Source organism: Acrocarpospora phusangensis, from assembly GCF_016862995.1.
Classification (GTDB): Bacteria; Actinomycetota; Actinomycetes; order Streptosporangiales; family Streptosporangiaceae; genus Acrocarpospora; species Acrocarpospora phusangensis.
Map to the genome: position 1 here is coordinate 1 of NZ_BOOA01000116.1, position 20,106 is coordinate 20,106.

Below are 20,106 nucleotides of genomic sequence, written 5' to 3' on the forward strand. Positions count from 1 at the left end.
TGAGTACCTGCCGAACCCGGACAAGCCGTGGGGGCGGCTGGGCCTGCTCGCCCACCGGCACGTGTCCTCCGCCGACGGGCAGGACGTGATCAGCGCGGACGTGCGCGTGGACGGGCAGATCCGGGAGATCCAGGGGAGCGGCAACGGCCCGATCTCGGCGTTCTGCGACGCGCTCGCCTCGGTCGGCGTCGAGGTCCGGGTGCTCGACTACACCGAGCACGCGATGAGCGCGGGATCCGACGCGAAGGCCGCCTCCTACGTGGAGGGCGAGATCGGCGGCCAGGCCCTCTGGGGGGTCGGCATCGACGCCAACACCACGACCGCCTCGCTGAAGGCCATCATCTCGGCCGTCAACCGCGCCCAGCGCTGACGATCCGGTCACCCGTGGAGCCATCCGGCCGGTCCGGATGGCTCCACGTTCATGTGGGCCCCCGGAAACCCGTAGACTGGACTTGCAGATTTTCTTAATTGCTCATCTCGGCAATTATTGAGCCGGTTGAGGGGGAGATGTCCGTGGGACGTGGCCGAGCCAAGGCGAAGCAGGTGAAGGTCGCCCGTGCGTTGAAGTACCGCGACGGGGGAGATCTGGAGTCGCTCCGACGGGAGCTGGGGGTTCAGGGCGCGCCGGCCGCGCGTACCGACGTGAACGCCACCGCCGACGTGGGTGCCGAAACGGAGCAGGGCCCGGTCGAGTAATGCCCGTTCCGCTGTATCAGGCCAAGGCCGAGCTCTTCAAAACCCTCGGCCATCCGCTCCGCATCAGGGTGCTGGAACTCCTGTGCGAAGGGCCGAAGCAGGTTCGCGACCTGCTGTCCGCGATGGAGGTGGAGGCGCCGAACCTGTCCCAGCAACTGGCGGTGCTGCGCCGGGCCGGGCTGGTGACGGCCCGGCGCGACGGCGCCACGGTGGTGTACGAACTGGCCGGCGCGGACGTGTCCGAACTCATGCGCGCGGCCCGGGCCATCCTCACCGACCTGCTGGCGGACCAGCGCGAACTCCTCGAGGAACTCGAGCAGGCCGGGTGAACCCGCGCGAACCGCTGCGCCGGTTCCACGCCCTGCTGCCGGCGCGCTCGGACTGGACCGCGGCCCGCCGCTCACCGGCGCGGGACCTGATGGCGGGACTGATCGTCGCGGTGGTGGCGCTGCCGCTGGCCCTGGCGTTCGGCGTCGCGTCCGGTCTGGGAGCCCAGGCCGGACTGGTGACCGCCGTCGTGGCCGGAGCGCTGGCCGCGGTGTTCGGCGGAAGCAACCTGCAGGTGTCCGGGCCGACCGGGGCGATGACCGTCGTGCTGGTGCCGATCGTGCACACCCATGGCGCCGGCGGAGTGCTGATGGTCGGCCTGATGGCCGGGCTGGTGCTGCTGGTCCTGGCCGCGCTGCGGGTGGGCGGGCTCGCCCGGTTCCTGCCGACCTCGGTGGTCGAGGGATTCACCGCCGGGATCGCCGTCGTCATCGCCCTGCAGCAGATCCCGGCCGCCCTCGGCGTGACGGCCGGGAACGGGGAGAAGGTCTGGCAGGTCGCGGCCGAGGCCGTCGCCGACTTCGCGGCCGGACCGTCCTGGGCCGCTCCGGCCATGGCCCTGTCGGTCGCCGCTCTGATGCTGGCCGGCGCCCGGCTGCGGCCGGGTGTTCCGTTCTCGCTGGCCGGAATCGTGCTCGCCACGCTGGCCGCCCAGGCGTTCTCGCTGGATGTGGCCAGGATCGGGACGATCTCGGCCGGGCTGCCCACGCCGTCGCTCGCGTTCATGGACCTCGGCATGGCGGGCACGCTGCTGCCGTCCGCGCTGGCGGTGGCGGCGCTGGCCGCGCTGGAGAGCCTGCTGTGCGCGACCGTCGCCGACGGGATGAGCGTCGGTGAGCGGCACGACCCGGACCGCGAACTGTTCGGGCAGGGCGTCGCCAACATCGCCGCGCCCCTGTTCGGCGGGGTCCCCGCCACCGCGGCGATCGCCCGTACGGCCGTCAATGTCAGGGCCGGGGCCAGGTCGCGGCTGGCCGCGATCACCCACGCCGCGGTCCTCGCGGTCATCGTGCTGGCCGCCGGTCCGCTGGTCGGCGCGATCCCGCTGGCGGCGCTCGCCGGGGTCCTGCTGGCCACCACCGTGCGCATGGTGGAGGTCGGCTCCCTGTTCGCGCTGGTCCGCGCGACCCGTGGGGACGCCTTCGTGCTGGTGCTGACCTTCGCCGTGACCGTCGTGTTCGATCTCGTCACCGCCGTGGGCATCGGGCTCGGCCTGGCCGCCGTGCTCGCGCTCCGGGCGGTCGCCCGCACCGCCCGGCTGGATCAGGTTCCGCTGGCGGCCGGTGACCATAGCGCCGAGGAGCAGGCCCTGCTCAGCGAGCACATCGTGGCCTACCGGTTCGACGGGCCGCTGTTCTTCGGCGCCGCCCATCGTTTCCTGCTCGAACTCTCCGAGGTCGCCGACGTGCGCGTGGTCATTCTGCGCATGTCCCGGATCACCACCCTGGACGCGACCGGCGCCCAGGTGCTCGGCGACGCCGTCGGACGGCTGGAGCACCGGGGGATCACCGTCCTGATCTCGGGGATCAAGCCCGGGCACGACCAGGTTCTGGCCACGCTCGGTGTCGCCGACCATCTTCGCCGGGATGGCCTGGTGTTCGCGGACACGCCCGCCGCCATCGCGTACGCCCGCACGCTCCTGTTCCCGGTCACCGCTCCAGAGGAGCCGTGCCGGACTTAGCGGAGACCCAGGAAGGCGGCCAGGGCGCGCATGTTGTGGTCGAAGAACTCGGTCCTGTGGGTGATCACGTTGTTGAACTGGCCGAAGAGCTCGAAGCTGATCATGCCGTAGAGGCCGGTCCAGGCGATGATGGCGCGGGAGACGAGGTCGTCGGAGACGCCCGGCATGACGCTGCGCACGGCCTGGGCGTCCTCGCTCAGGATGGCGGGGACCGGGGGTCCCATGGTGTCCGGGGGGACGAGGCGGCCGGCCTCGTGGGCGTCGGCGAGGATGCGGCCGTACACGGTGGTGGAGCGGCCGGCGGGGACGATCGTGTCCTCGGGGGCGCGGTAGCCGGGGACCGGTGAGCCGTAGATCAGCGCGTACTCGTGCGGGTTGGCGAGGGCCCAGGAGCGGAGGGCGTGGCAGACCGCGAGCCAGCGCCCGGGGTAGTCGCCGGGGGAGCAGGCGGCGTCGGCCGATTCCAGGGTCGCTCCCGCGGCGTTGTACCCGTCCATGATCAGTGCCGTGAGCAGGTCATCCTTCGTCGCGAAATAGCGGTGGATGGCGGATGACACCATGCCCATCTCGCGGGCGATGGCGCGCAGCGAGAGCCCGCTCGCCCCCTCGTCGGCCAGGTGGCTCCTGGCGATGTCGGTGATCTCCCGGACCAGCTCTGCTCTCACACGTTCCCGTGCGGTACGGCTTGCGCTCACCCCCGCACCATATCAGAGCGCTGACACAAACCGAGAGCAGTGCTCTTGACGACTAGTGCTCTCATGGGAGAGCATTGCTCTCGTAAGGAAGCGACGATCCAGGAGACGCAGATGAGCGCTCTGTTCTACCGGGGGCCCTCCCTCGACGACCTGCACACCGAATACGCGGCGAAGGGCCGCATCGACGAGCGGGCCCCCGTGACCTCCTCGTCCTCGGTCGTGGTGAACGCCCCGGTCGAGCGGGTCTGGGCGCTCCTGAGCGACCTGCGCGGCTGGCCGGGCTGGTACCCGGAGTATCAGGTCCTGGACCTGGGCGTCATGGCTCCCGGCGAGCGCTTCCGGTGGAAGCTCGGCGGCTTGAAGATCACTTCACGGTTCGCCGTGGTCGAGCCCCGCCGCGAGCTCACCTGGAGCGGCGTCGTCTTCGGCTACCGCGCCGTCGACCGCCACCTGCTCGAACCCCTGGACGGCGGACGCACCCGCGTCACCATGTCCGAATCCCTGGCCGGCCTGTTCGCCTCCGTCCTGTACGGCACGGACAAGCTCCGCCAAGGCCACGACCGTTACCTGGCCGCCCTCAAGGCAGCGGCCGAGAACTGACGAGAGCAACAGGAGACACATCATGGGCAAGCACGTCGTCATCGGAGCCGGCCAGGTCGGCCGTCAGCTCGCGGAACTCCTCCACCAGCAGGGCCACGAGGTCGTCCAGGTCACCCGCTCCGGCTCCGGGGCCGACCAGGCCACCAAGATCGCCGCCGACGCCTCGGACCACACCGCCCTGGCCCGCGCGGCGGCGGGCGCCGACGTCCTCTACAACTGCGTGAACCCGCGCTACCACCGCTGGACCACCGACTGGCCGCCGATGGCGGACGCCATGCTGCGGACCGCCGAGTCCACCGGCGCCGTCTACGTGATCCTCGGCAACCTCTACAGCTACGGCCCCGTGGACGGCCCGATGACCGAGGACCTGCCCCTCGCCTCCAGGGGCGTCAAGGGCAGGGTCCGGGCCGAGATGTGGCGTCAGGCGCTGGCGGCGCACGAGGCCGGGCGGGTGCGCACGACCGAGATCCGCGCTTCCGACTACTTCGGCCCGGGCTCGACCGACCAGGGCTTCCTGTCGCCGTACGTGATCCAGCCGGCGGCGGCGGGGAAGCGGGTCACCGTGCTCAGCGATCCCGACATCCCGCGCGCGTGGACGTACCTGCCCGACGTGGCGCGCACGCTCGCGATCGCGGGCACGGACGAGCGGGCCTGGGGGCGGCCGTGGCATGTGCCCACGTTGCCCGCGATGTCCGCGCGCACGGTGGCCGAGCGCACCGCGTTCCTGGCCGGGGCGCGGAAGCCGCGCGTCATGGAGGTGCCGTACTGGCTGATCAAGGCGTTGGGCCTGGTGCAGCCGTTCATGCGGGAACTGCGGGAGACCCGCTACCAGTTCGACCGCCCGTTCGTGCTGGACTCCTCCGCCTTCCAGCGGACCTTCGGCCTGACCCCCACCCCGCTGGACGAAGCTCTCAAAGAGTCATATATCCGTCCATAGGGTGATCTTCAGTAGGGTCGGGGGATGCGTATCGGAATCATTGGGCTCGGCGATATCGCCACCAAGGCGTATCTGCCGGTCCTCGCCGCCACCCCCGGGCTCGACCTGCGGCTGTGTACCCGCGATCCGGAGCGGCTGCGGCGCTCGGGCGAGGCGTACCGGATCCCCGCGCGGTTCACGCGGGTGGCGGATCTGATCGACGCCGGGCTGGACGCCGCGTTCGTGCACGCGGCCACCGCCGCCCACGTGGAGATCGTCTCCCAGTTGCTGGACGCGGGCGTGCACGTCTTCGTGGACAAACCGCTCGCCTACCACTACGCCGACGCGGAACGCCTGGTCGCCCTGGCCCGGGCCAGGGAACGCTCGCTGATGGTGGGCTTCAACCGCCGGTACGCCCCCGGCTACGCCGCCCTGGCCGGCCTCCCGCGGGACCTGGTGATCATGCAGAAGAACCGGACCGGCCTGGCCGAGGACCCCCGTACGGCGGTCTTCGACGACTTCGTGCACGTCGTCGACACGCTGCGCTTCCTGGCCCCGGGGGAGGTCACCGGAACCAGGATCAGGACGCGGATCGTCGCCGGCCTGCTGGAGCACGTGGTGCTCGAACTCGACGGCGACGGGTTCACGGCACTGGGGATCATGAGCAGGGTGAGCGGCGCCGCCGAGGAGACCTGCGAGACCATGGGCGGCGGGGTCAAGCGCCGCGTGGTCAACCTCGGCGACGTCGTGGAGTTCGGTCCCGGCGAGTCGCTCGCCCGCCGCCCCGACTGGACGCCGGTGTCCCGGCAGCGCGGCATCGAGCAGGCCTGCCACACCTTCCTGGACGCGGTCGGCGCGGACAGGCTGCTCGACGCCGGCGACGCGCTGGAGACGCATCTCCTGTGCGAACAGATCGTCGCTTCCGCCTGACCGGCTCACCGGGGCCACCGAAGCTCACCGGGGCTCGCCGAAGCTCACCGATGGATGCCGGAGGACCCCCGCGGACTCACGGGCAGAGGCCGCGGGCCCGGTGCGCGTCGGCGACCCGGCCGACGCCGACGGCGTACGCGGCCTGCCGCAGGGTCAGCCCCCGCGCCGCAGCGAGCGCGCTCACCTCGCGGAACGCGCCCTCGACCGTCTCGCGCAGCCTCACCTCGACCTCGTGCGCGCTCCAGGGACAGACCTGGCTGTCGCGCAGCCGTTCGAGGTGGGCCGTGATGACTCCGCCCGCGTTGGCCAGGATGTCCGGCACGATCGTGACGCCCCGGCCGGCGAGGATCTGGTCGGCCTCCGGGGTGGTCGGGCCGTTCGCCGCCTCCACGATCAGCCGCGCCCGCACCCGGGACGCGTTGCCCTCGGTCAGCGCCCCCTCCAGAGCGGCGGGGACCAGGACGTCCACGTCGAGTCCGAGCAGTTCGTCCTGGGTGATCGCGTCCGCGCGTGGATAGCCGCGCAGCCCGCCGCCGGCGGCCGCCCAGGGCTGGACGTCGGCCACGTCCAGGCGGTCGGCGTGGATCGCGCCCGTGGTGTCCGAGAGGGCCACCACTCGGCAGCCCGCCTCCGCCAGCATCGTCGCGAGCGTCGAGCCCACCTTGCCGAACCCCTGCACCGCGACCGTACGGCCGTCGAGGCGGCCCAGCGCGGCCAGCGCGGCGATCATGATCCCGCGTGCGGCCCCCGCCGCCCGCGACTCGCCCCCGGTCGCGCCCACGCCGTAGGTGTCGGTGATCCACGCCGTGGTCCGCTCGTCGGTGCCGACGTCCGGTGCGGGGACATCCCGGTCCGGCCCGATCAGCGGGTGGATCTCGCTGGTGTACCGCCGGGTGACCCGCTCCAGCTCCCGCCGGGTGAACGCGCGCGGGTCCACGGCCACGCCGGCCTGGGCCCCGCCGTACGGGATGCCGGCCAGGGCGCACTTCCACGTCATCCCCATGGCCAGGGCGGTCACCTCGGCCATGTCGGTGTCCGGGTGGAAGCGGATGCCGCCCCTCGCGGGGCCGCGGGTCAGATTGTGCTGGACGCGGTATCCCTGGACGACCTCCATGCGGCCGTCCTCCCGGCGTACCGGAACCGAGACGGTCAGGGACCTGCGCGGGGTGGCCAGCATGTGGCGCAGACCTTCGTCGAGCCCGAGGAAGCGGGCGGCCTCGGAGAGCTGAGCGTGGGCGGCGCGCAACGCCTGCCGCCCACGGACCGCGCTCCGAATCCCCGACGTCGTTGTCGGGAAATCCGTGATGGTCATGTCGGAGAGTTCTCCTCCACCTAGTGTCGGTGCGCCCCCCGGGCATGCCTCCGGCACTCACCCCGTCGTCGTTGACGGAGCGTTCCACCGCAAGCGACCCGGACGACGCCGCTACCTATGATCCAATCCTGGCCCTGATCCCGAAGGGAATATGCCGAGTCGGCGGAATAGGTCTCCCTGTTCGCCGATTTGGAGCGTGTCGTGCTCATGATCGGGGTGTGCGGGAGAGGTCCCCCTGCGGTATTCCTTGGGGGTGGCAGACCTCGTGATCGGGCCGCTGTTGCGGCATGCGGACGGTTCGACGGCGACCATCTGGGTGGAGACCAGCCATCCCTGCCAGGTGAGCGTGGTGGCGGGGGAGGAGCGCGCCCAGGAGCCGACCTTCACCGTGCACGGGCATCATTTCGCGCTGGTGGATGTGCCGGTGCGGGAGGCGGTGCCGTACCGGGTGGAGTTGGACGGGGTGGCGGTGTGGCCCGAGGAGGGGATGGAGCGGAGCGTGATCCGGCCGGTCCGGAAGCTGGAGCGGGTGGTGTTCGGGTCCTGCCGGACGAGTGTGCCGCACGATCTGCCGCATCTGGTGAGTCATGGCGTGGACACGCTCCGGGCGTACGGGCACGAGCTGACGGTGGACGACGAGCTGCCCGATCTGCTGCTGATGCTGGGGGATCAGGTGTACGCCGACGAGCCGTCGGCGGAGATGGTGGAGTACATCCGGTCGCGGCGCGGCGGCTCGGAGCCGGTGGACGAGATCGCCGACTTCGAGGAGTACGCGGAGTTGTACCGGCAGGCCTGGACGGATCCGGAGATCCGGTGGGTGCTCTCCACGGTGCCGACCGCGATGATCTTCGACGACCACGACCTGCGGGACGACTGGAACACCTCGCAGCCGTGGCGGGAGAGCATGGCCCGGATTCCGTGGTGGCGGCGGCGGGTGGTGGCGGGGCTCGGGGCGTACTGGGTGTACCAGCATCTGGGGAACCTGACGCCGGCCGAACGGGCCGTCGACGAGGTCTTCCTGAAGGTCAGGGAGATGGCGGACGGGGCCGAGGTCCTGGACGCGTTCGCCGAGCGGGCCGACGCCGACCCCACCACCAGCCGCTGGAGCTACGCCCGGGACTACGGCGACACCCGGCTGATCATGCTGGACACGCGGTGCGCCCGCCACCTCGTGCCGGGCGAGCGCTCCGTGCTGGACTCCACCGAGTGGGCCTGGCTGGAGGGGCAGGTCACGGGCGAGCACCGGCTGCTGCTGGTCGGCTCGTCGGTGCCCGTGCTGCTGCCCGCCGGCATCCACCACGTCGAGGCCTGGAACGAGGCGCTCGCCGACGGGGCGTGGGGCGAACGGGTGGCCCGCTGGTCGGAACGCATCCGGCAGGCCGTCGACCTGGAGCACTGGGCGGCCTTCCGGCGCTCCTTCGAACGGCTGTGCCGGCTGCTGGGCGAGTCGGGCTCGACCGTGCTGATGCTCTCCGGCGACGTGCACTACTCGTACGTGGCCAAGGCCAAGGGCGTGCCGCTCTACCAGCTGGTCTGCTCCCCGATCAGGAACCCGCTCAGCCGTACGCTCCGGCTGGCCAACATCGTCGCCCAGTTCGGCGTGGCCGGCCTGTTCGGCGGGCTGCTCGCCAGGACCGCCCGGCTGCCCAAGCCGCCGTACCGGTGGCGGATCACCCACGGTCCCTGGTTCGCCAACGCCCTGGCCACGCTGACCTTCCCGGGCGGCGTGCCGGAGGCCCGCTGGTACAGCCCCAAGGCCGCCGCGGACCCGCCGGAGCTGGCCGAGATCTCCCGGGTGCCCTTCCCCGGGAGACCGGCCTAGCCCTCAGGCGATCGGCTGCGCCTGGCGTTCGGCCTGGAACGCGCTCAGCGCGTCCCCCAGCCGGTCCACCATCCAGGCCAGATCCTCGGCGGTGACCACCAGCGGCGGGGCCAGCCGGATGGTCGAGCCGTGGGTGTCCTTGGCCAGCACGCCCCGGCGCATCAGCGCCTCGCACACCTGGCGGCCGCTCGCCAGCGAAGGATCGATGTCGATCCCCGCCCACAGCCCGCGCCCGCGCACCGCCACCACGCCCGGCAGTTCGCGCAGCCGCTCGTGCAGGCCCGCGCCCAGCTCCCGCGCCCGGCGCTGGAACTCGCCCCGGTTCAGGATCGCGACCACCGCGCTGCCGACCGCGCAGGCCAGCGGGTTGCCGCCGAACGTGGACCCGTGCTGCCCCGGCCTGATCACGCCGAGCACGTCCGCGTCTGCGGCCACCGCGGAGACCGGCACGACGCCGCCGCCGAGCGCCTTGCCCAGGACGTACATGTCCGGGACGACGCCCTCGTGGTCGCAGGCGAACGTCTCGCCCGTACGGCCGAGGCCCGACTGGATCTCGTCGGCGATCATCAGGATGCCGGCCGAGGTGCAGATCTCCCTGACCTGGGCGAGGTAGCCGTCCGGCGGCACGAGCACGCCCGCCTCACCCTGGATGGGCTCGATCAGCACCGCCACCGTGTTCTCGTCGACGGCCTCCCGGATCGCCTCGGCGGAGCCGTACTTCACGATTCGGAAGCCGGGGGTGTAGGGGCCGTAGCCGTCGCGGGCGTCCGGGTCGGTGGAGAAGCTGACGATCGTGGTGGTACGGCCGTGGAAGTTGTCCTCCATCACGATGATGTTGGGCTCCCGTACGCCCTTGACCTCGTGCCCCCACTTGCGGGCGACCTTGATCGCCGTCTCGACCGCCTCGGCGCCGGTGTTCATCGGCAGGATCATGTCCTTGCCGCACAGCTCGGCCAGCCCGGCCGCGAACGCGGCGAACCGGTCGTGGTAGAAGGCGCGGCTGGTCAGGGTGACCCGGTCCAGCTGGTCGCGGGCCGCGGCCAGGATCTCCGGGTTGCCGTGGCCGAAGTTGAGGGAGGAGTAGCCGGCCAGGCAGTCCAGGTAGCGGTTGCCGTCCACGTCGACGACCCAGGCGCCCTCGGCGGAGGCGATCACGACGGGGAGCGGGTGGTAGTTGTGCGCGCTGCGGCTCTCGCTCAGCTCGATGAAGTCCCTAGTGTTCACAGGCGGATCTCCAGAGTGCAGCACTTGGGCCCGCCGCCGGCCTTGCGCAGCTCGGTCAGCTCGACGGGCACGACGTCGTAACCATTGCGGGTGAGGGTGTCGCGGAGCCCGGTCGCCTCGGCGTTGACGATGACGTTCCTGCCGTCGCTGACCGCGTTGAGGCCGAGCACCAGCGCGTCCGCCTCATCGCCCAGCACCGCGTCGGGGAAGATCCGGCGCAGCACCCGCAGGCTGCCCTCGGAGAACGCCCCCGGGTAGTAGCAGACGTTGCCGTCGCCGAGCGCGAACAGCGCCGTGTCCAGGTGGTAGAAGCGCGGGTCGATCAGGCGCAGCGTGATCATCGGCCGGCCCAGGAACTCCTGCGCCTCCAGGTGCGCCGCCACGTCGGTCCGGAAGCCGGTGCCCGCCAGGATGACCTCGTCCAGGGTGAGGAAGTCGCCCTCGCCCTCGTTGGTGAACGCGGGCTCCTTGACCGGGTAGCCGCGCTGGGCGAACCAGTCCAGGTAGGCGGGGGCCTCGGCGGCCCGCTCCTGGTGCGCGAAGCGCGCGCCGTAGACCTTGCCGTCCACGACCAGCGCGCCGTTGGCCGCGAACACCATGTCCGGCAGGCCGTCGACCGGGTCGATCACGCTCACCTTGTGGCCGAGCGACTCGTAGGCGCTCTTCAGCGCCTCCCACTGCCGTACGGCGGTCGCCGCGTCGGCGCCCCGGCTCGGATCCATCCATGGATTTATCGAGTACGTGACTCCGAAGAACTGGGGACGGCACATCAGGAAATGCCGGGTCGTCGCGACCCGGTGGTCAGAAAGACCTACGGTCATGTGCGCAGGAATCACGAAATATCTCCACAAAGAGGGCCGGGTTGCTGTCTTCAGGGTAGGAACGCCGCGAGTTCCCGCCAATGCGGCGGCATTGCGCCTCAATGGAGATCGATTGCGTTTTCCCGGCCCTGACCGGCGATTCGTTACGCGGGCCGCGGCGTGATCAGGCGGGTGAGCACGATCGCGCTCTTGGTCCGCACCACGAAAGGCTCGGCGGCGATGCGCTCGATGACCTGTTCCACGTGGCGCACGTCGGTCGCCCGGATGTGCAACAAAGCGTCGGCCTCGCCGGTGACCGTGCACGCGGACACGACCTCCGGCAGGCCCGCCACCGCCAGCGCGATCGCGCTCGGCGAGGTCTTCCCCTGGCAGAACAACTCCACGTACGCCTCGGTGGTCCACCCCAGCGCGGACGGCTCCACCCGCGCGGTGAACCCGGTGATCGCGCCCGTCTGCACCAGCCGGTCCACCCGCCGCTTGACGGCGGGAGCCGACAGCCCCACCTGGCCGCCGATCTCGGCATATGTCGATCGGGCGTCCTCGACCAGGGCCCCGATGATGGCGCGATCCAGCTCGTCCAACTTCACGACCCCTGTATACAGCCCTTCCGGGTGGCCGGCGCGCGCGCGCCCTGGCCGCCCGGAAGGGCGCCGGAGACATCCGCCCGATTCGCCCGGCCGGGTCCTGGGCGTCCGGGATTCGAACGTTCCAGTTGGTTACACCGTCAGGTCGTCGAACTCGCCGGACTTCACCGCCTGCAGGAACGCGGCCAGATCCGCGCGGCCGAACACCAGCGCGGGACCGGTGGTGAAGCGGGAGTTACGGAAGGCGACCTTGTTGTCGGCGAGGCGGGCCACCTCGACGCAACTGCCGCTGGGATTGCTGTGGGTGCTCTTGCGCCACGTGGTGCCGCTCAGATCGTTCGCGTTGGGGACGTGCTCCATCCTGCCCTCCAGGTGTGTCGTTCTGGAGAGCAGCCTATGCCGTGCACGTGCATCTGTGTTTGCGGATGTGATTGCGTTCGTAATTGCACGCGGCGGCTAGAGAGATCTGAGGACGTCCTCCAGGAACGCGGGGGTCTCGGAGACCGGCCTGGCCTCCACGCAGAGGGTGTTCATGACCTGCATGTAGCGGTCGACCTCTTCGGGTTTCTCCAGGTAGAGCGCGCTGGTGAGCTGCTCCAGGTAGACCACGTCGGGCAGCTCCCGCTCGTCGAAGCGCAGGATCGTGAACGGCCCGCCGGCGGCGGCGTGCCCGCCCCGGTCGAACGGCACGATCTGCAGGGTCACATTCGGGTTACGGGTCATCTCCAGGAGGTGCTCCACCTGGCCCCGCATCGTCTCCCTGCCGCCGAGCGGGCGGCGCAGCGCGGCCTCGTCGACCACCGACCAGAGCTTGACCGCCTCCGGGCCCTCCAGCCGCTTCTGCCGGGCCACCCGGAGCGCGACCCGGCGGTCGATCTCGTCGTCGGGGGCGTCGTGGCCGAGCCTGATGACCGAGCGGGCGTAGTCGGGCGTCTGGAGCAGTCCGTGGACGAACTGGACCTCGTAGCTCCGGATGACCGCCGCGGCCTCCTCGAGGCCGACGTAGACCTCGAACCAGCTCGGCAGGAGGTCGCTGTACTTGTGCCACCAGCCGGGCGTGTTGGCCTCCCTGGCAAGCGTGAGCAGGGCGGCCCGCTCGTCGGGATCGGTCAGGCCGTACATGGTCAGCAGGTCCGCGACGTCGCGTTCCTTGAAACTTACCCGCCCCAGCTCCAGGCGGCTGATCTTCGCGTGGGAGGCGCGGATGATGTGCCCCGCGTCGTCGGGGGAGATCCCCTTGGCCCGGCGCAGCCTCCTCAGCTGCGCACCAAGAAGGATGCGCAGGACGGTCGGGCCGCCGCGCGAATAGGGCAGAACCCTAGGTTCCCCGCCGGCATCAGGCACCGCGTTCACGTCGACTCCTGGCATGGATGGACAGACGATTCCCGGAACAGTGAACCATTGTCGCATTGCGGGCACGCCCGGGGTAGCCGATCTTCTCGTCAGCCTGACAACTTCGTGGTTACGAATATTTACCGGGAAACTGATGATGTACGTACCGATGCACGTGCATCCGTGATTGCATATGATGTACAGGGAAGGCCGATAGTTACCTTCAGGGACGGCGATGACCGCACATCTGGCAGGCCGAGGCGTCGGCACGGCGCCTTCTTGGCTTATCCCGGAGTTCGAGTCGGTTGTGGGGCCTGACTTGAGCTGGCCCGCACCCGCCAGCTGCGCTCTGCGAGCGGGTGCGGGCTCGGCCTCCGTGGCCAGGCGGTTCGCCGCCCAGACGTTACGGGACTGGGGTCTGCCCCAGGTCACCGACGACGTCCAGCTGGTGGTCTCCGAACTGGTCACCAACGCCCTGCGGCACGCTCTGGCGGACGGCCTGAACGGCGACGCGGCCGGCGCCCCGGTCCAGCTGCGGCTGGCCAGCCAGAGCTACCACGTCGCGTGCGCCGTCCGGGATCCCAGCGAGCGGGCGCCGATGATGTGCCCCGAGGACGACTTCGCCGAATCCGGGCGCGGCCTGCTCCTGGTCCAGGAGCTGAGCCTCACCTGGGGCTGGACCATCCTGCGGGGCAGCGGCAAGGTCGTCTGGGCGATCTTCACCGTGCCCGGCGGTTAGAGCCGGGCCAGTTCCCGCTCCGGCGGGGCCGGCGCCGCGTGCCCGGTCTTCGGCAGCAGCCGGTCCAGCCAGCCGGGCAGCCACCAGTTGGCCCGGCCCAGCAGCGCCATCGTGGCGGGCACCAGCACCATCCTGACGATGGTGGCGTCGATCAGCACGGCCGTGGCCATGCCGACGCCGGTGGTCTTGACCGTCACGTCCGGGTCCAGGGCGAAGCCCACGAACACCGCGACCATGATCGCCGCCGCGCTGGTGATGACCTTTCCGGTGGCGGCCAGGCCGCGCACCACGCTGCCCCGGGCGTCGCCGGTGGCCAGCCAGTCCTCCCTGATCCGGGAGAGCAGGAAGACCTCGTAGTCCATGGACAGGCCGAACAGCACGGTGAACATCAGGATCGGCACCCAGCTGGAGATCGGCCCGCCGTGCGGCAGCCCGACCAGGCTCGCGCCCGCGTCCGTCTGGAAGATCACGGTGATCACCCCGTACGCGGCGGCCACCGAGAGCAGGTTCATGACGGCCGCCTTCAGCGCCACCACCGGGGCCCGGAACAGCACGGTGAGCAGGAGCAGGGACAGGCCGGCCACGAAGGCGACCACGATCCACAGGCGCTCGGCCAGCCGGTCCGAGATGTCGCCGAAGCCGGCCACGGTCCCGGTCACCATCACCCCGGCGGGCAGCGTGTCGCGCAGGCGCTTGACCAGCTCCGTGGTCCGCTCGTCCTGCGGGCCGGTGGCCGGTTCCACCGTGAGCACGGCCGCCTCGCCCCGGATCCGCGGCGGCGTGACCGCCTGCACGCCGGGCTCGCCGGGCAGCGCCCCGGCCACCCGGGCGGCCAGCGCGGCCGGCATGGCGATCACGATGGGGCCGTTGGCGCCGGGGCCGTACTCCCGGGCGACCAGGTCGTAGGCGATCCGGGTCGTGTTGCTCTCCGGCTGGCTGCCCGCGTCCTGCGGCCAGGTGCGCATGCCCAGCATCGGGGCGGCCAGGGCCAGCAGCACCACCAGGGCGGCCAGCGCGGACCTGACCGGCCGGGCGCCGACCCAGCGCGCCCAGCGCTCCGTCCGGGTGGGGCCGGAGGGCACGACCGTACGGACCGGGTCGCCGGCACGCTCGCGGCGGGGCAGCACGCGGCGGCCGGCCAGCCCCAGCATGGCGGGGACCAGGGTGATGGAGGCGATCATGACCGCGCCCACGGTGGCGAAGGTGGCGTACGCGAACGACGCGTAGACCGGGAGCGTGGACAGGTTGAGGCCGAACAGGGAGACCAGCACGGTCAGGCCCGCCACGATCACCGAGGAGCCCGCGGTGGCGGTGGCCTCGGCCGCCGCCTCGCGCGGTGACAGGCCCCGGCGCAGCCCTTCCACATGCCGGGCGACCAGGAAGAGCGCGTAGTCGATGCCCACGCCCAGGCCGACCATGGAGGCGATGGTGGGCGCCGTGGAGGAGATGTCGGTGACCGCCGCCAGCAGCGTGATCAGCGAGGTGCCGACGCCGAGGCCCATCAGGGCCACCAGGATCGGCAGCCCGGCCGCGACCAGCGAGCCCAGCGCGACCACCAGGATGACCAGCGCCGCGATCACGCCGACCGCCTCGGCCGTGCCGCTCGGCGCGGAGAAGTTCTCCGGCACCTCGCCGCCGAAGGCCACGGTGAAGCCCGCCTGCTCGGCCGGGACGGCGGCGGCGCGCAGCGCGTCCACGCCCTCCGATCCGGCGAAGTCGGTCACCGGGATGCGGTAGCCGACTGCGATCAGGGCGGTGTCGCCGTCCGCCGACAGCCGGGGCGGCGCGACCGCCGCGACGCCGCGCATCAGCGTCAGCCGGTCCGCCAGCTCGGCCAGCAGCGGCTCGGGCACGGCCCGGTCGCCGTGCACGACCACGCGGGCGGTGGCGCCGGACATCTCGGGGAAGTGGTCGGCGAGGTACTCCGTCCCCACGCGGTAGGGGATGCCGGGGATGTTGTAGTCGTCGTGGGTGTCGCCGCCCGCGACCCCGGCCACGCCGACGGCGGCGACCAGGGCGAGGAACCAGGCGAGCAGGGTGCGCCACGGATGGGCCGCGGACGCGCCGCCGAGGCGGCCGAGGAGACGAGCCATGGGGGTGTCCTTTTCATCAGGTTGCACCCCCACGGTCGGTCAGCCCTCTTGACCGCCTCTTGGGGCCGTCTTGGAGACCAGTCCGAGGGCCTTCCGCGCGGCCTCCTCGGCCTGGGCCGCCCACGGCACCGCGCCGTGGATCCGGGCGATCGCGGCCGCGTGCCGGTAGTTCTCGGCCGCCTCCGCCGGGCGGCCCGCGGCCAGCAGCAGATCGCCGATCGTGTGCGCCACCGGGCGGGCCGCCACCGACAGCGACGCCGTCCCCGGCACGATGTCCCTGATCTCGCCCAGCAGTTCGATCATCTCGGCCATCTCGGCCCGGGTGCCGAGCCGCGCCACCGCCAGGCCGCGCATCACCGCGTACATGGAGTAGTAGTAGTCGCGCCGCAGGGTCTCGCCGCGCGCCCGCGCGGCCTGGGCCTGCTCCGGCTGCCCGGCCGCGAGCAGGCAGATCGCCACCACGTCCGCGGCCACCCGGCCGTGCGTCTCGAACAGCAGGTCGGCGACGGGCGCGTACTCGGCCAGCCGGTCCTGGTCCAGCCGGATGCCGAAGACCGAGAAGGCCAGCGCGCTGTCCGCGTGGATCGAACCGGCCCGCGCCATGGCGGTGTAGGCGTCCTTGAAGCGCTGCTCCGCCTCCGCCAGCCGGCCGGCGATGTGGGCCAGGGTGGCCTCGGCGACCGCGCCGACCGCCCGGGCCTCCACCATCTGGTACGTCTTGGCGATCTCCTGGGCCCGGTCCAGGTGCGCGCGCATGCGGGGCAGGTCGCCCAGCAGGCAGGCGCCCCGGGCGGCCGCGAACTCGCCGTACCAGCGGTAGGCGACCATGTGGTGGGCCGCCCCGACCTCGGCCAGCCGCTCGGCCAGCTCGATCACCCGGCGCGGCTCGGTCTCCCAGCGGCTGTGGCGGATCTCCACGATCAGGTGGGCGGCCTCGGCCACCGGGTCGCCCAGGGTGGCGGCCAGCTCCGCCAGCTCGGCGGCCGCGGCGACCTCCCGCTGGTCGTCGTCGCCCTCCAGCTCGGAGGCCAGCATCTCCAGCAGCCCGCACCGGGTCAGCGGCTCGATGTCGGCGCGGCGCAGCAGCCGGGTCAGCAGGTCGACCATGCGCTCGTCCACCATGCCGTACGGCTTGATCTGCCAGGGGGTGGCCTCGGTCCAGCAGGTGAACGCGATGATCAGCAGATCGTCCCGGCCGGCCTCCTCGGCCAGGTCGATGGCGCGCCGCCGGGTCTCCCTGGCCGCGGCCACGTCCCCGGACAGCACCTGCGCGCGGACCAGGCGAGCCAGCAGCTCGATGCGCCTGGCGTCCCGGTCGCCGACCTCGCCGGGCACCCGTTCGAAGCACTCCAGCGCCTGGGCGAACAGGTCGGCGGCGGTGTCGTGGGCGTACCGGCGGGTGGCCAGCTCGCCGGCCCTGAGGGAGTAGTCCATGGCGCGCTCGGCGGTGGCGGAGGTGGCGGCGCGGGCGTAGTGGTGGGCCAGCGCGGGCAGGTCGCCCGGGTGCAGGCGGGCGATGGAGTCGGCCACCCGGGCGTGCGTCCTGGCCCGGCGCATCTGGGACAGGTCCTGGTGGAGCGTGTCGCGGACCAGCGCGTGCGCGAACCTGACCCGGCCGGGGGCGGGCTCGGTGAGCAGCCCGGTGAGCACGCCGGCCTCCAGCGCGTCCAGCACGCCGTCCTCGTCCGCGTCGGCGGCCCCGACCAGGACCTCCACCTCGGCCTCGCGGCCGACCACGGCGGCCAGCCTGAGCACGCTCACGGCGGGGGCGGGCAGCCGGGCGAGCCGCCGCCTGAGCACGTCCCTGACGCCGTCGGGGACCGCGCCCAGCCGTCCCTCCGAGTCCAGCAGCCGGGCGCTCTCCCGTACGTAGAAGGGGTTGCCGCCGGTGCGTTCGGCGAGTGAGGCCATCGTGTCCTCGTCCACCGGCCTGGCGCAGATGGAGGTGACGAGCCGCCCGATGTCGCCGGCCGACAGTCCGGCCAGCGGCAGCCGGATCGGCGAGAGCCGGGCCAGCTGCGCGAACGCGTTCTCCTGCGACTCGGTCACGTCGGACGGCCGGAAGGCGGCCACCAGCAGGATGCGCGCGCCCGCCAGTTCCTCGGCCACGGCGGTGAGCAGGCCCAGTGTCTCGGCGTCGGCCCGGTGCAGGTCGTCCAGGAGGATGGCGAGGGCCCGGCCCGGAGCCGCTGGACCGTTCCGCGCGGGGTCGCCGGTCATCCCGCGCAGCCAGGCGCAGACGGCGCGGTGCAGCCGGAACCGGCCGACGGCCGCGTTCTCCTCGGTGGGGTGCTGCCCCTCGCCGAGCAGCGGCGCGAGCTCGGCCTGGTAGCCGCCGAGCGGGACCTCTCCGGTCAGCGGGCGGAGCGCCTCGATCCACGCCCAGGCGGGCGGCGCGCCCTCGTCCTCGGGGCAGCGGCCGGCGGCGATCCGCCAGCGGGCGGGATCGAGCCCGTCGATGAGCCGGTTGATCAGGGTGGTCTTGCCCGCGCCGGGCTCGCCGCTGATCAGCGCCAGGCGTGACCCGCCGGCCAGCACCTCGCCGGCCGCGCCGGTCAGCACGCCCAGTTCGGTCTCCCGGCCGACGAACAGCGGCTCCGTCACCCGGGCGGACGCGGACTCGCGCGGCTCGGCGGCCGCGGCGACTCGGACCGGCTGCGGCGCGGGGGCGCGGGTGGCGGCCGTGAGCACGGACAGGTCCTGGCCGAGGATGGCCTGCTCCAGCTCGGCCAGCGCGGGCCCCGGGTCCAGGCCCAGCTCCTCGGCGAGGATGTGCCGGGCCCGGCGCAGCGCGGCCAGCGCGTCGGCCTGCCGCCCGCTGCCCCACAGGGCCAGCGCGAGCAGCCGCCAGCTCTCCTCGCGGAGGGGGTGGCGCCGGGTGAGCAGCTCGGCCCCCGGCACCGCCTCGATGGCGGGCGCGGACCGCAGCGTCACCTCCACCAGCAGCTCCTGCGCGCCCAGCCGGATCTCGCCCAGCCGGACCGACTCGGCGATGGCCCACTCCTCGTCGGCCACCTCGGCGAACGCCTCACCCCGCCACAGGCCGAGCGCCTCGCCGAGCGCCTTCCTGGCGGCGGCGGGATCCCGTTCCCCCAGCGTCCTGGCCTGCTGGGTCAGCTGTTCGAACCGCCAGGCGTCCACGGCGTCGGCGTCCAGCCGGATCGCGTACCCGGGGGCGGCGCTGACGAGCACTTCGGCGGGGGCGCGCGGCGGCCGGTCGGGCTCCAGCGTGCGGCGCAGGTTCGCCACGTACGACTGGAGTGAGGCGATCGCCTTGGCCGGGGGCTCCCCGCGCCACAGGTCCTCGATCATGCGGTCCACCGAGACCACGTCGCCCCGCATCGCCACCAGCAGGGCCAGCACCGCCCGCTGCCGGGGACCGCCCAGTGACACGGAGACCCCGCCGACCCGGGCGTCCAGCGGGCCCAGTACGCGCAGGCGCACAGGCTGACGAGCCATCACAAGCTAAGCGTAGTACCGCGAACATCCCAAGACCGTCCCAAGCCGCTTTCAAGACGCCAGGGGGAGATTGAGACCGCACATACCAGTAAAGGAGCCTGAAATGCCCACCACCACCCACGACCGTCCGTACGTCCAGGAAATGGTGATCATCCACCGGGTGTTCCGGCGCGAGTCCCGGCTGCTGCCGGAGATCGTGGGCCGGGTCGCCGCCGGGGACGCCGAGCGCGCCAAGGTGGTCGCCGACTACTACCGCTCGTACGCGGACGGCCTGCACCACCACCACACCAACGAGGACAACCTGCTCTGGCCCAAGCTGCTGGCCCGGGTCGACCTGGAGGCCGAGCTGGTGCTCCGGATGGAGGCCCAGCACGAGGTGGTGGCCGCCACCATGGAGCGCGTCGCCGCGCTGCTGCCGGAGTGGGAGCGCACCGCGGCCCCGGGCCTGCGCGACCGGATCGTCGCCATCCTGCGGGAGCACCGCGAGGCGCTGGTGGAGCACCTGGGCGAGGAGGAGGAGCGCATCCTGCCGCTGGTCGCCGAGCACATCACCGTGGCCGAGTGGAACGCGCTGGGCGAGCAGGCCTTCCGGGAGCTGGCCAAGGAGTCCGCGACCAAGAAGTTCATCTCGCTGGGCGCCATCCTGGAGGAGATCACCCCCGAGGAGCACGCCCACTTCATGGCGGACAAGCCCGCCCTGGTGAAGCTGGCCTGGAACCTGTTCGGCAAGCGCGTCTACGCCAAGCAGGTCAAACTCATCCGAGGACAGTGAAGGCCCGGCCGCGCCGGCGTCTGAGCAACGAGACCTTCTTGACCCCGCATCCCTCCGATCCCCGGCAATCATGCGGCTCGGCCGCTGCGGAGCGGCCGAGCCC

The 20,106-nt window shown here is 72.2% G+C and carries 19 protein-coding genes; 10 read left to right on the forward strand and 9 right to left on the reverse strand.

Annotated elements, in window-relative coordinates:
• The 4 genes from Aph01nite_RS37655 to Aph01nite_RS37670 all read left to right on the forward strand — a co-directional run.
• Positions 1-370, forward strand: a 370-nt coding sequence (locus Aph01nite_RS37655; RefSeq protein ID WP_275419349.1) for an alpha-isopropylmalate synthase regulatory domain-containing protein, incomplete at its 5' end; no start/stop codon positions are given.
• Between the two features lie 143 nt (positions 371-513).
• On the forward strand, positions 514-696 hold the full coding sequence (locus Aph01nite_RS37660) for a DUF3073 family protein (protein ID WP_204045861.1): 183 nt from the start codon (positions 514-516) through the stop codon (positions 694-696).
• Positions 696-1,025, forward strand: coding sequence for an ArsR/SmtB family transcription factor (locus tag Aph01nite_RS37665; RefSeq protein WP_204045862.1), 330 nt, complete (start codon positions 696-698; stop codon positions 1,023-1,025). The genes Aph01nite_RS37660 and Aph01nite_RS37665 overlap by 1 nt, the downstream gene beginning before the upstream one ends.
• Positions 1,022-2,704: a SulP family inorganic anion transporter gene (locus Aph01nite_RS37670; RefSeq protein WP_239162277.1), complete on the forward strand. Its 1,683-nt coding sequence runs from the start codon at positions 1,022-1,024 to the stop codon at positions 2,702-2,704. The genes Aph01nite_RS37665 and Aph01nite_RS37670 overlap by 4 nt, the downstream gene beginning before the upstream one ends.
• Here the strand turns inward: Aph01nite_RS37670 and Aph01nite_RS37675 are convergent.
• A complete protein-coding gene (locus Aph01nite_RS37675) occupies positions 2,701-3,369 on the reverse strand; it encodes a TetR/AcrR family transcriptional regulator (protein ID WP_239162278.1) in 669 nt (222 codons plus the stop codon). The genes Aph01nite_RS37670 and Aph01nite_RS37675 overlap by 4 nt on opposite strands.
• 141 nt (positions 3,370-3,510) lie before the next feature.
• Between Aph01nite_RS37675 and Aph01nite_RS37680 the strand changes: the two genes are divergently transcribed.
• From Aph01nite_RS37680 to Aph01nite_RS37690, 3 genes are read left to right on the forward strand one after another with little or no spacing between them, the layout of a single operon-like run.
• Positions 3,511-3,999 carry an SRPBCC family protein gene (locus Aph01nite_RS37680; protein ID WP_204045864.1) on the forward strand — a complete coding sequence of 163 codons (489 nt, stop codon included), beginning with the start codon at positions 3,511-3,513 and terminating at the stop codon, positions 3,997-3,999.
• Between the two features lie 22 nt (positions 4,000-4,021).
• On the forward strand, positions 4,022-4,936 hold the full coding sequence (locus Aph01nite_RS37685) for an NAD-dependent epimerase/dehydratase family protein (RefSeq protein WP_204045865.1): 915 nt from the start codon (positions 4,022-4,024) through the stop codon (positions 4,934-4,936).
• A 24-nt stretch (positions 4,937-4,960) separates the two neighbouring features.
• Positions 4,961-5,845 carry a Gfo/Idh/MocA family protein gene (locus tag Aph01nite_RS37690; protein WP_204045866.1) on the forward strand — a complete coding sequence of 295 codons (885 nt, stop codon included), beginning with the start codon at positions 4,961-4,963 and terminating at the stop codon, positions 5,843-5,845.
• Between the two features lie 76 nt (positions 5,846-5,921).
• On the opposite strand, the gene Aph01nite_RS37695 is transcribed toward Aph01nite_RS37690, so the two are convergent.
• Positions 5,922-7,157 (reverse strand): Glu/Leu/Phe/Val family dehydrogenase, encoded by a 1,236-nt coding sequence (locus Aph01nite_RS37695; protein ID WP_204045867.1) that lies wholly within the window; start codon positions 7,155-7,157, stop codon positions 5,922-5,924.
• A gap of 253 nt (positions 7,158-7,410) precedes the next feature.
• Between Aph01nite_RS37695 and Aph01nite_RS37700 the strand changes: the two genes are divergently transcribed.
• Positions 7,411-8,979, forward strand: a complete 1,569-nt coding sequence (locus Aph01nite_RS37700; protein WP_204045868.1) for an alkaline phosphatase D family protein — start codon at positions 7,411-7,413, stop codon at positions 8,977-8,979.
• A gap of 3 nt (positions 8,980-8,982) precedes the next feature.
• Here the strand turns inward: Aph01nite_RS37700 and rocD are convergent, their stop codons facing one another.
• The 5 genes from rocD to Aph01nite_RS37725 all read right to left on the reverse strand — a co-directional run bounded on the left by rocD (position 8,983) and on the right by Aph01nite_RS37725 (position 12,952).
• Positions 8,983-10,203: an ornithine--oxo-acid transaminase gene (gene rocD / locus Aph01nite_RS37705; RefSeq protein ID WP_204045869.1), complete on the reverse strand. Its 1,221-nt coding sequence runs from the start codon at positions 10,201-10,203 to the stop codon at positions 8,983-8,985.
• Entirely contained in the window at positions 10,200-11,024 is an 825-nt protein-coding gene (gene ddaH, locus Aph01nite_RS37710; RefSeq protein ID WP_239162279.1) for a dimethylargininase, read from the reverse strand. Before ddaH ends, rocD begins: the two co-directional genes overlap by 4 nt.
• 143 nt (positions 11,025-11,167) lie before the next feature.
• The gene (locus Aph01nite_RS37715) at positions 11,168-11,611 is read right to left on the reverse strand and encodes an Lrp/AsnC family transcriptional regulator (RefSeq protein WP_204045870.1); all 444 of its coding nucleotides are present in this window, start codon (positions 11,609-11,611) and stop codon (positions 11,168-11,170) included.
• Positions 11,612-11,740: 129 nt separating this feature from the next.
• Positions 11,741-11,968: a DUF397 domain-containing protein gene (locus Aph01nite_RS37720; protein WP_204045871.1), complete on the reverse strand. Its 228-nt coding sequence runs from the start codon at positions 11,966-11,968 to the stop codon at positions 11,741-11,743.
• 96 nt (positions 11,969-12,064) lie between these two features.
• Entirely contained in the window at positions 12,065-12,952 is an 888-nt protein-coding gene (locus Aph01nite_RS37725; protein ID WP_239162280.1) for a Sco1979 family transcriptional regulator, read from the reverse strand.
• Positions 12,953-13,316: 364 nt separating this feature from the next.
• On the opposite strand from Aph01nite_RS37725, the gene Aph01nite_RS37730 reads away from it, so the two are divergent.
• Positions 13,317-13,679 (forward strand): ATP-binding protein, encoded by a 363-nt coding sequence (locus Aph01nite_RS37730; protein ID WP_204045873.1) that lies wholly within the window; start codon positions 13,317-13,319, stop codon positions 13,677-13,679.
• Here the strand turns inward: Aph01nite_RS37730 and Aph01nite_RS37735 are convergent.
• Positions 13,676-15,772: an MMPL family transporter gene (locus Aph01nite_RS37735; protein WP_204045874.1), complete on the reverse strand. Its 2,097-nt coding sequence runs from the start codon at positions 15,770-15,772 to the stop codon at positions 13,676-13,678. The genes Aph01nite_RS37730 and Aph01nite_RS37735 overlap by 4 nt on opposite strands.
• Positions 15,773-15,811: 39 nt before the next feature.
• Complete coding sequence (locus tag Aph01nite_RS37740; protein ID WP_204045875.1) at positions 15,812-19,231, reverse strand: ATP-binding protein; 3,420 nt, start codon at positions 19,229-19,231, stop codon at positions 15,812-15,814.
• 103 nt (positions 19,232-19,334) lie between these two features.
• On the opposite strand from Aph01nite_RS37740, the gene Aph01nite_RS37745 reads away from it, so the two are divergent.
• The gene (locus tag Aph01nite_RS37745; RefSeq protein ID WP_204045876.1) at positions 19,335-20,003 is read left to right on the forward strand and encodes a hemerythrin domain-containing protein; all 669 of its coding nucleotides are present in this window, start codon (positions 19,335-19,337) and stop codon (positions 20,001-20,003) included.
• Positions 20,004-20,106: the final 103 nt, after the last annotated feature.

Coding starts and splice junctions, on each gene's coding strand:
- Aph01nite_RS37665 (WP_204045862.1), top strand. CDS start 696: ATGCCCGTTCCGCTGTATCAGGCCAAGGCCGAGCTCTTCAAAACCCTC.
- Aph01nite_RS37680 (WP_204045864.1), top strand. CDS start 3,511: ATGAGCGCTCTGTTCTACCGGGGGCCCTCCCTCGACGACCTGCACACC.
- Aph01nite_RS37685 (WP_204045865.1), top strand. CDS start 4,022: ATGGGCAAGCACGTCGTCATCGGAGCCGGCCAGGTCGGCCGTCAGCTC.
- Aph01nite_RS37690 (WP_204045866.1), top strand. CDS start 4,961: ATGCGTATCGGAATCATTGGGCTCGGCGATATCGCCACCAAGGCGTAT.
- Aph01nite_RS37695 (WP_204045867.1), bottom strand. CDS start 7,157: ATGACCATCACGGATTTCCCGACAACGACGTCGGGGATTCGGAGCGCG.
- ddaH (WP_239162279.1), bottom strand. CDS start 11,024: ATGACCGTAGGTCTTTCTGACCACCGGGTCGCGACGACCCGGCATTTC.
- Aph01nite_RS37720 (WP_204045871.1), bottom strand. CDS start 11,968: ATGGAGCACGTCCCCAACGCGAACGATCTGAGCGGCACCACGTGGCGC.
- Aph01nite_RS37735 (WP_204045874.1), bottom strand. CDS start 15,772: ATGGCTCGTCTCCTCGGCCGCCTCGGCGGCGCGTCCGCGGCCCATCCG.
- Aph01nite_RS37740 (WP_204045875.1), bottom strand. CDS start 19,231: ATGGCTCGTCAGCCTGTGCGCCTGCGCGTACTGGGCCCGCTGGACGCC.
- Aph01nite_RS37745 (WP_204045876.1), top strand. CDS start 19,335: ATGCCCACCACCACCCACGACCGTCCGTACGTCCAGGAAATGGTGATC.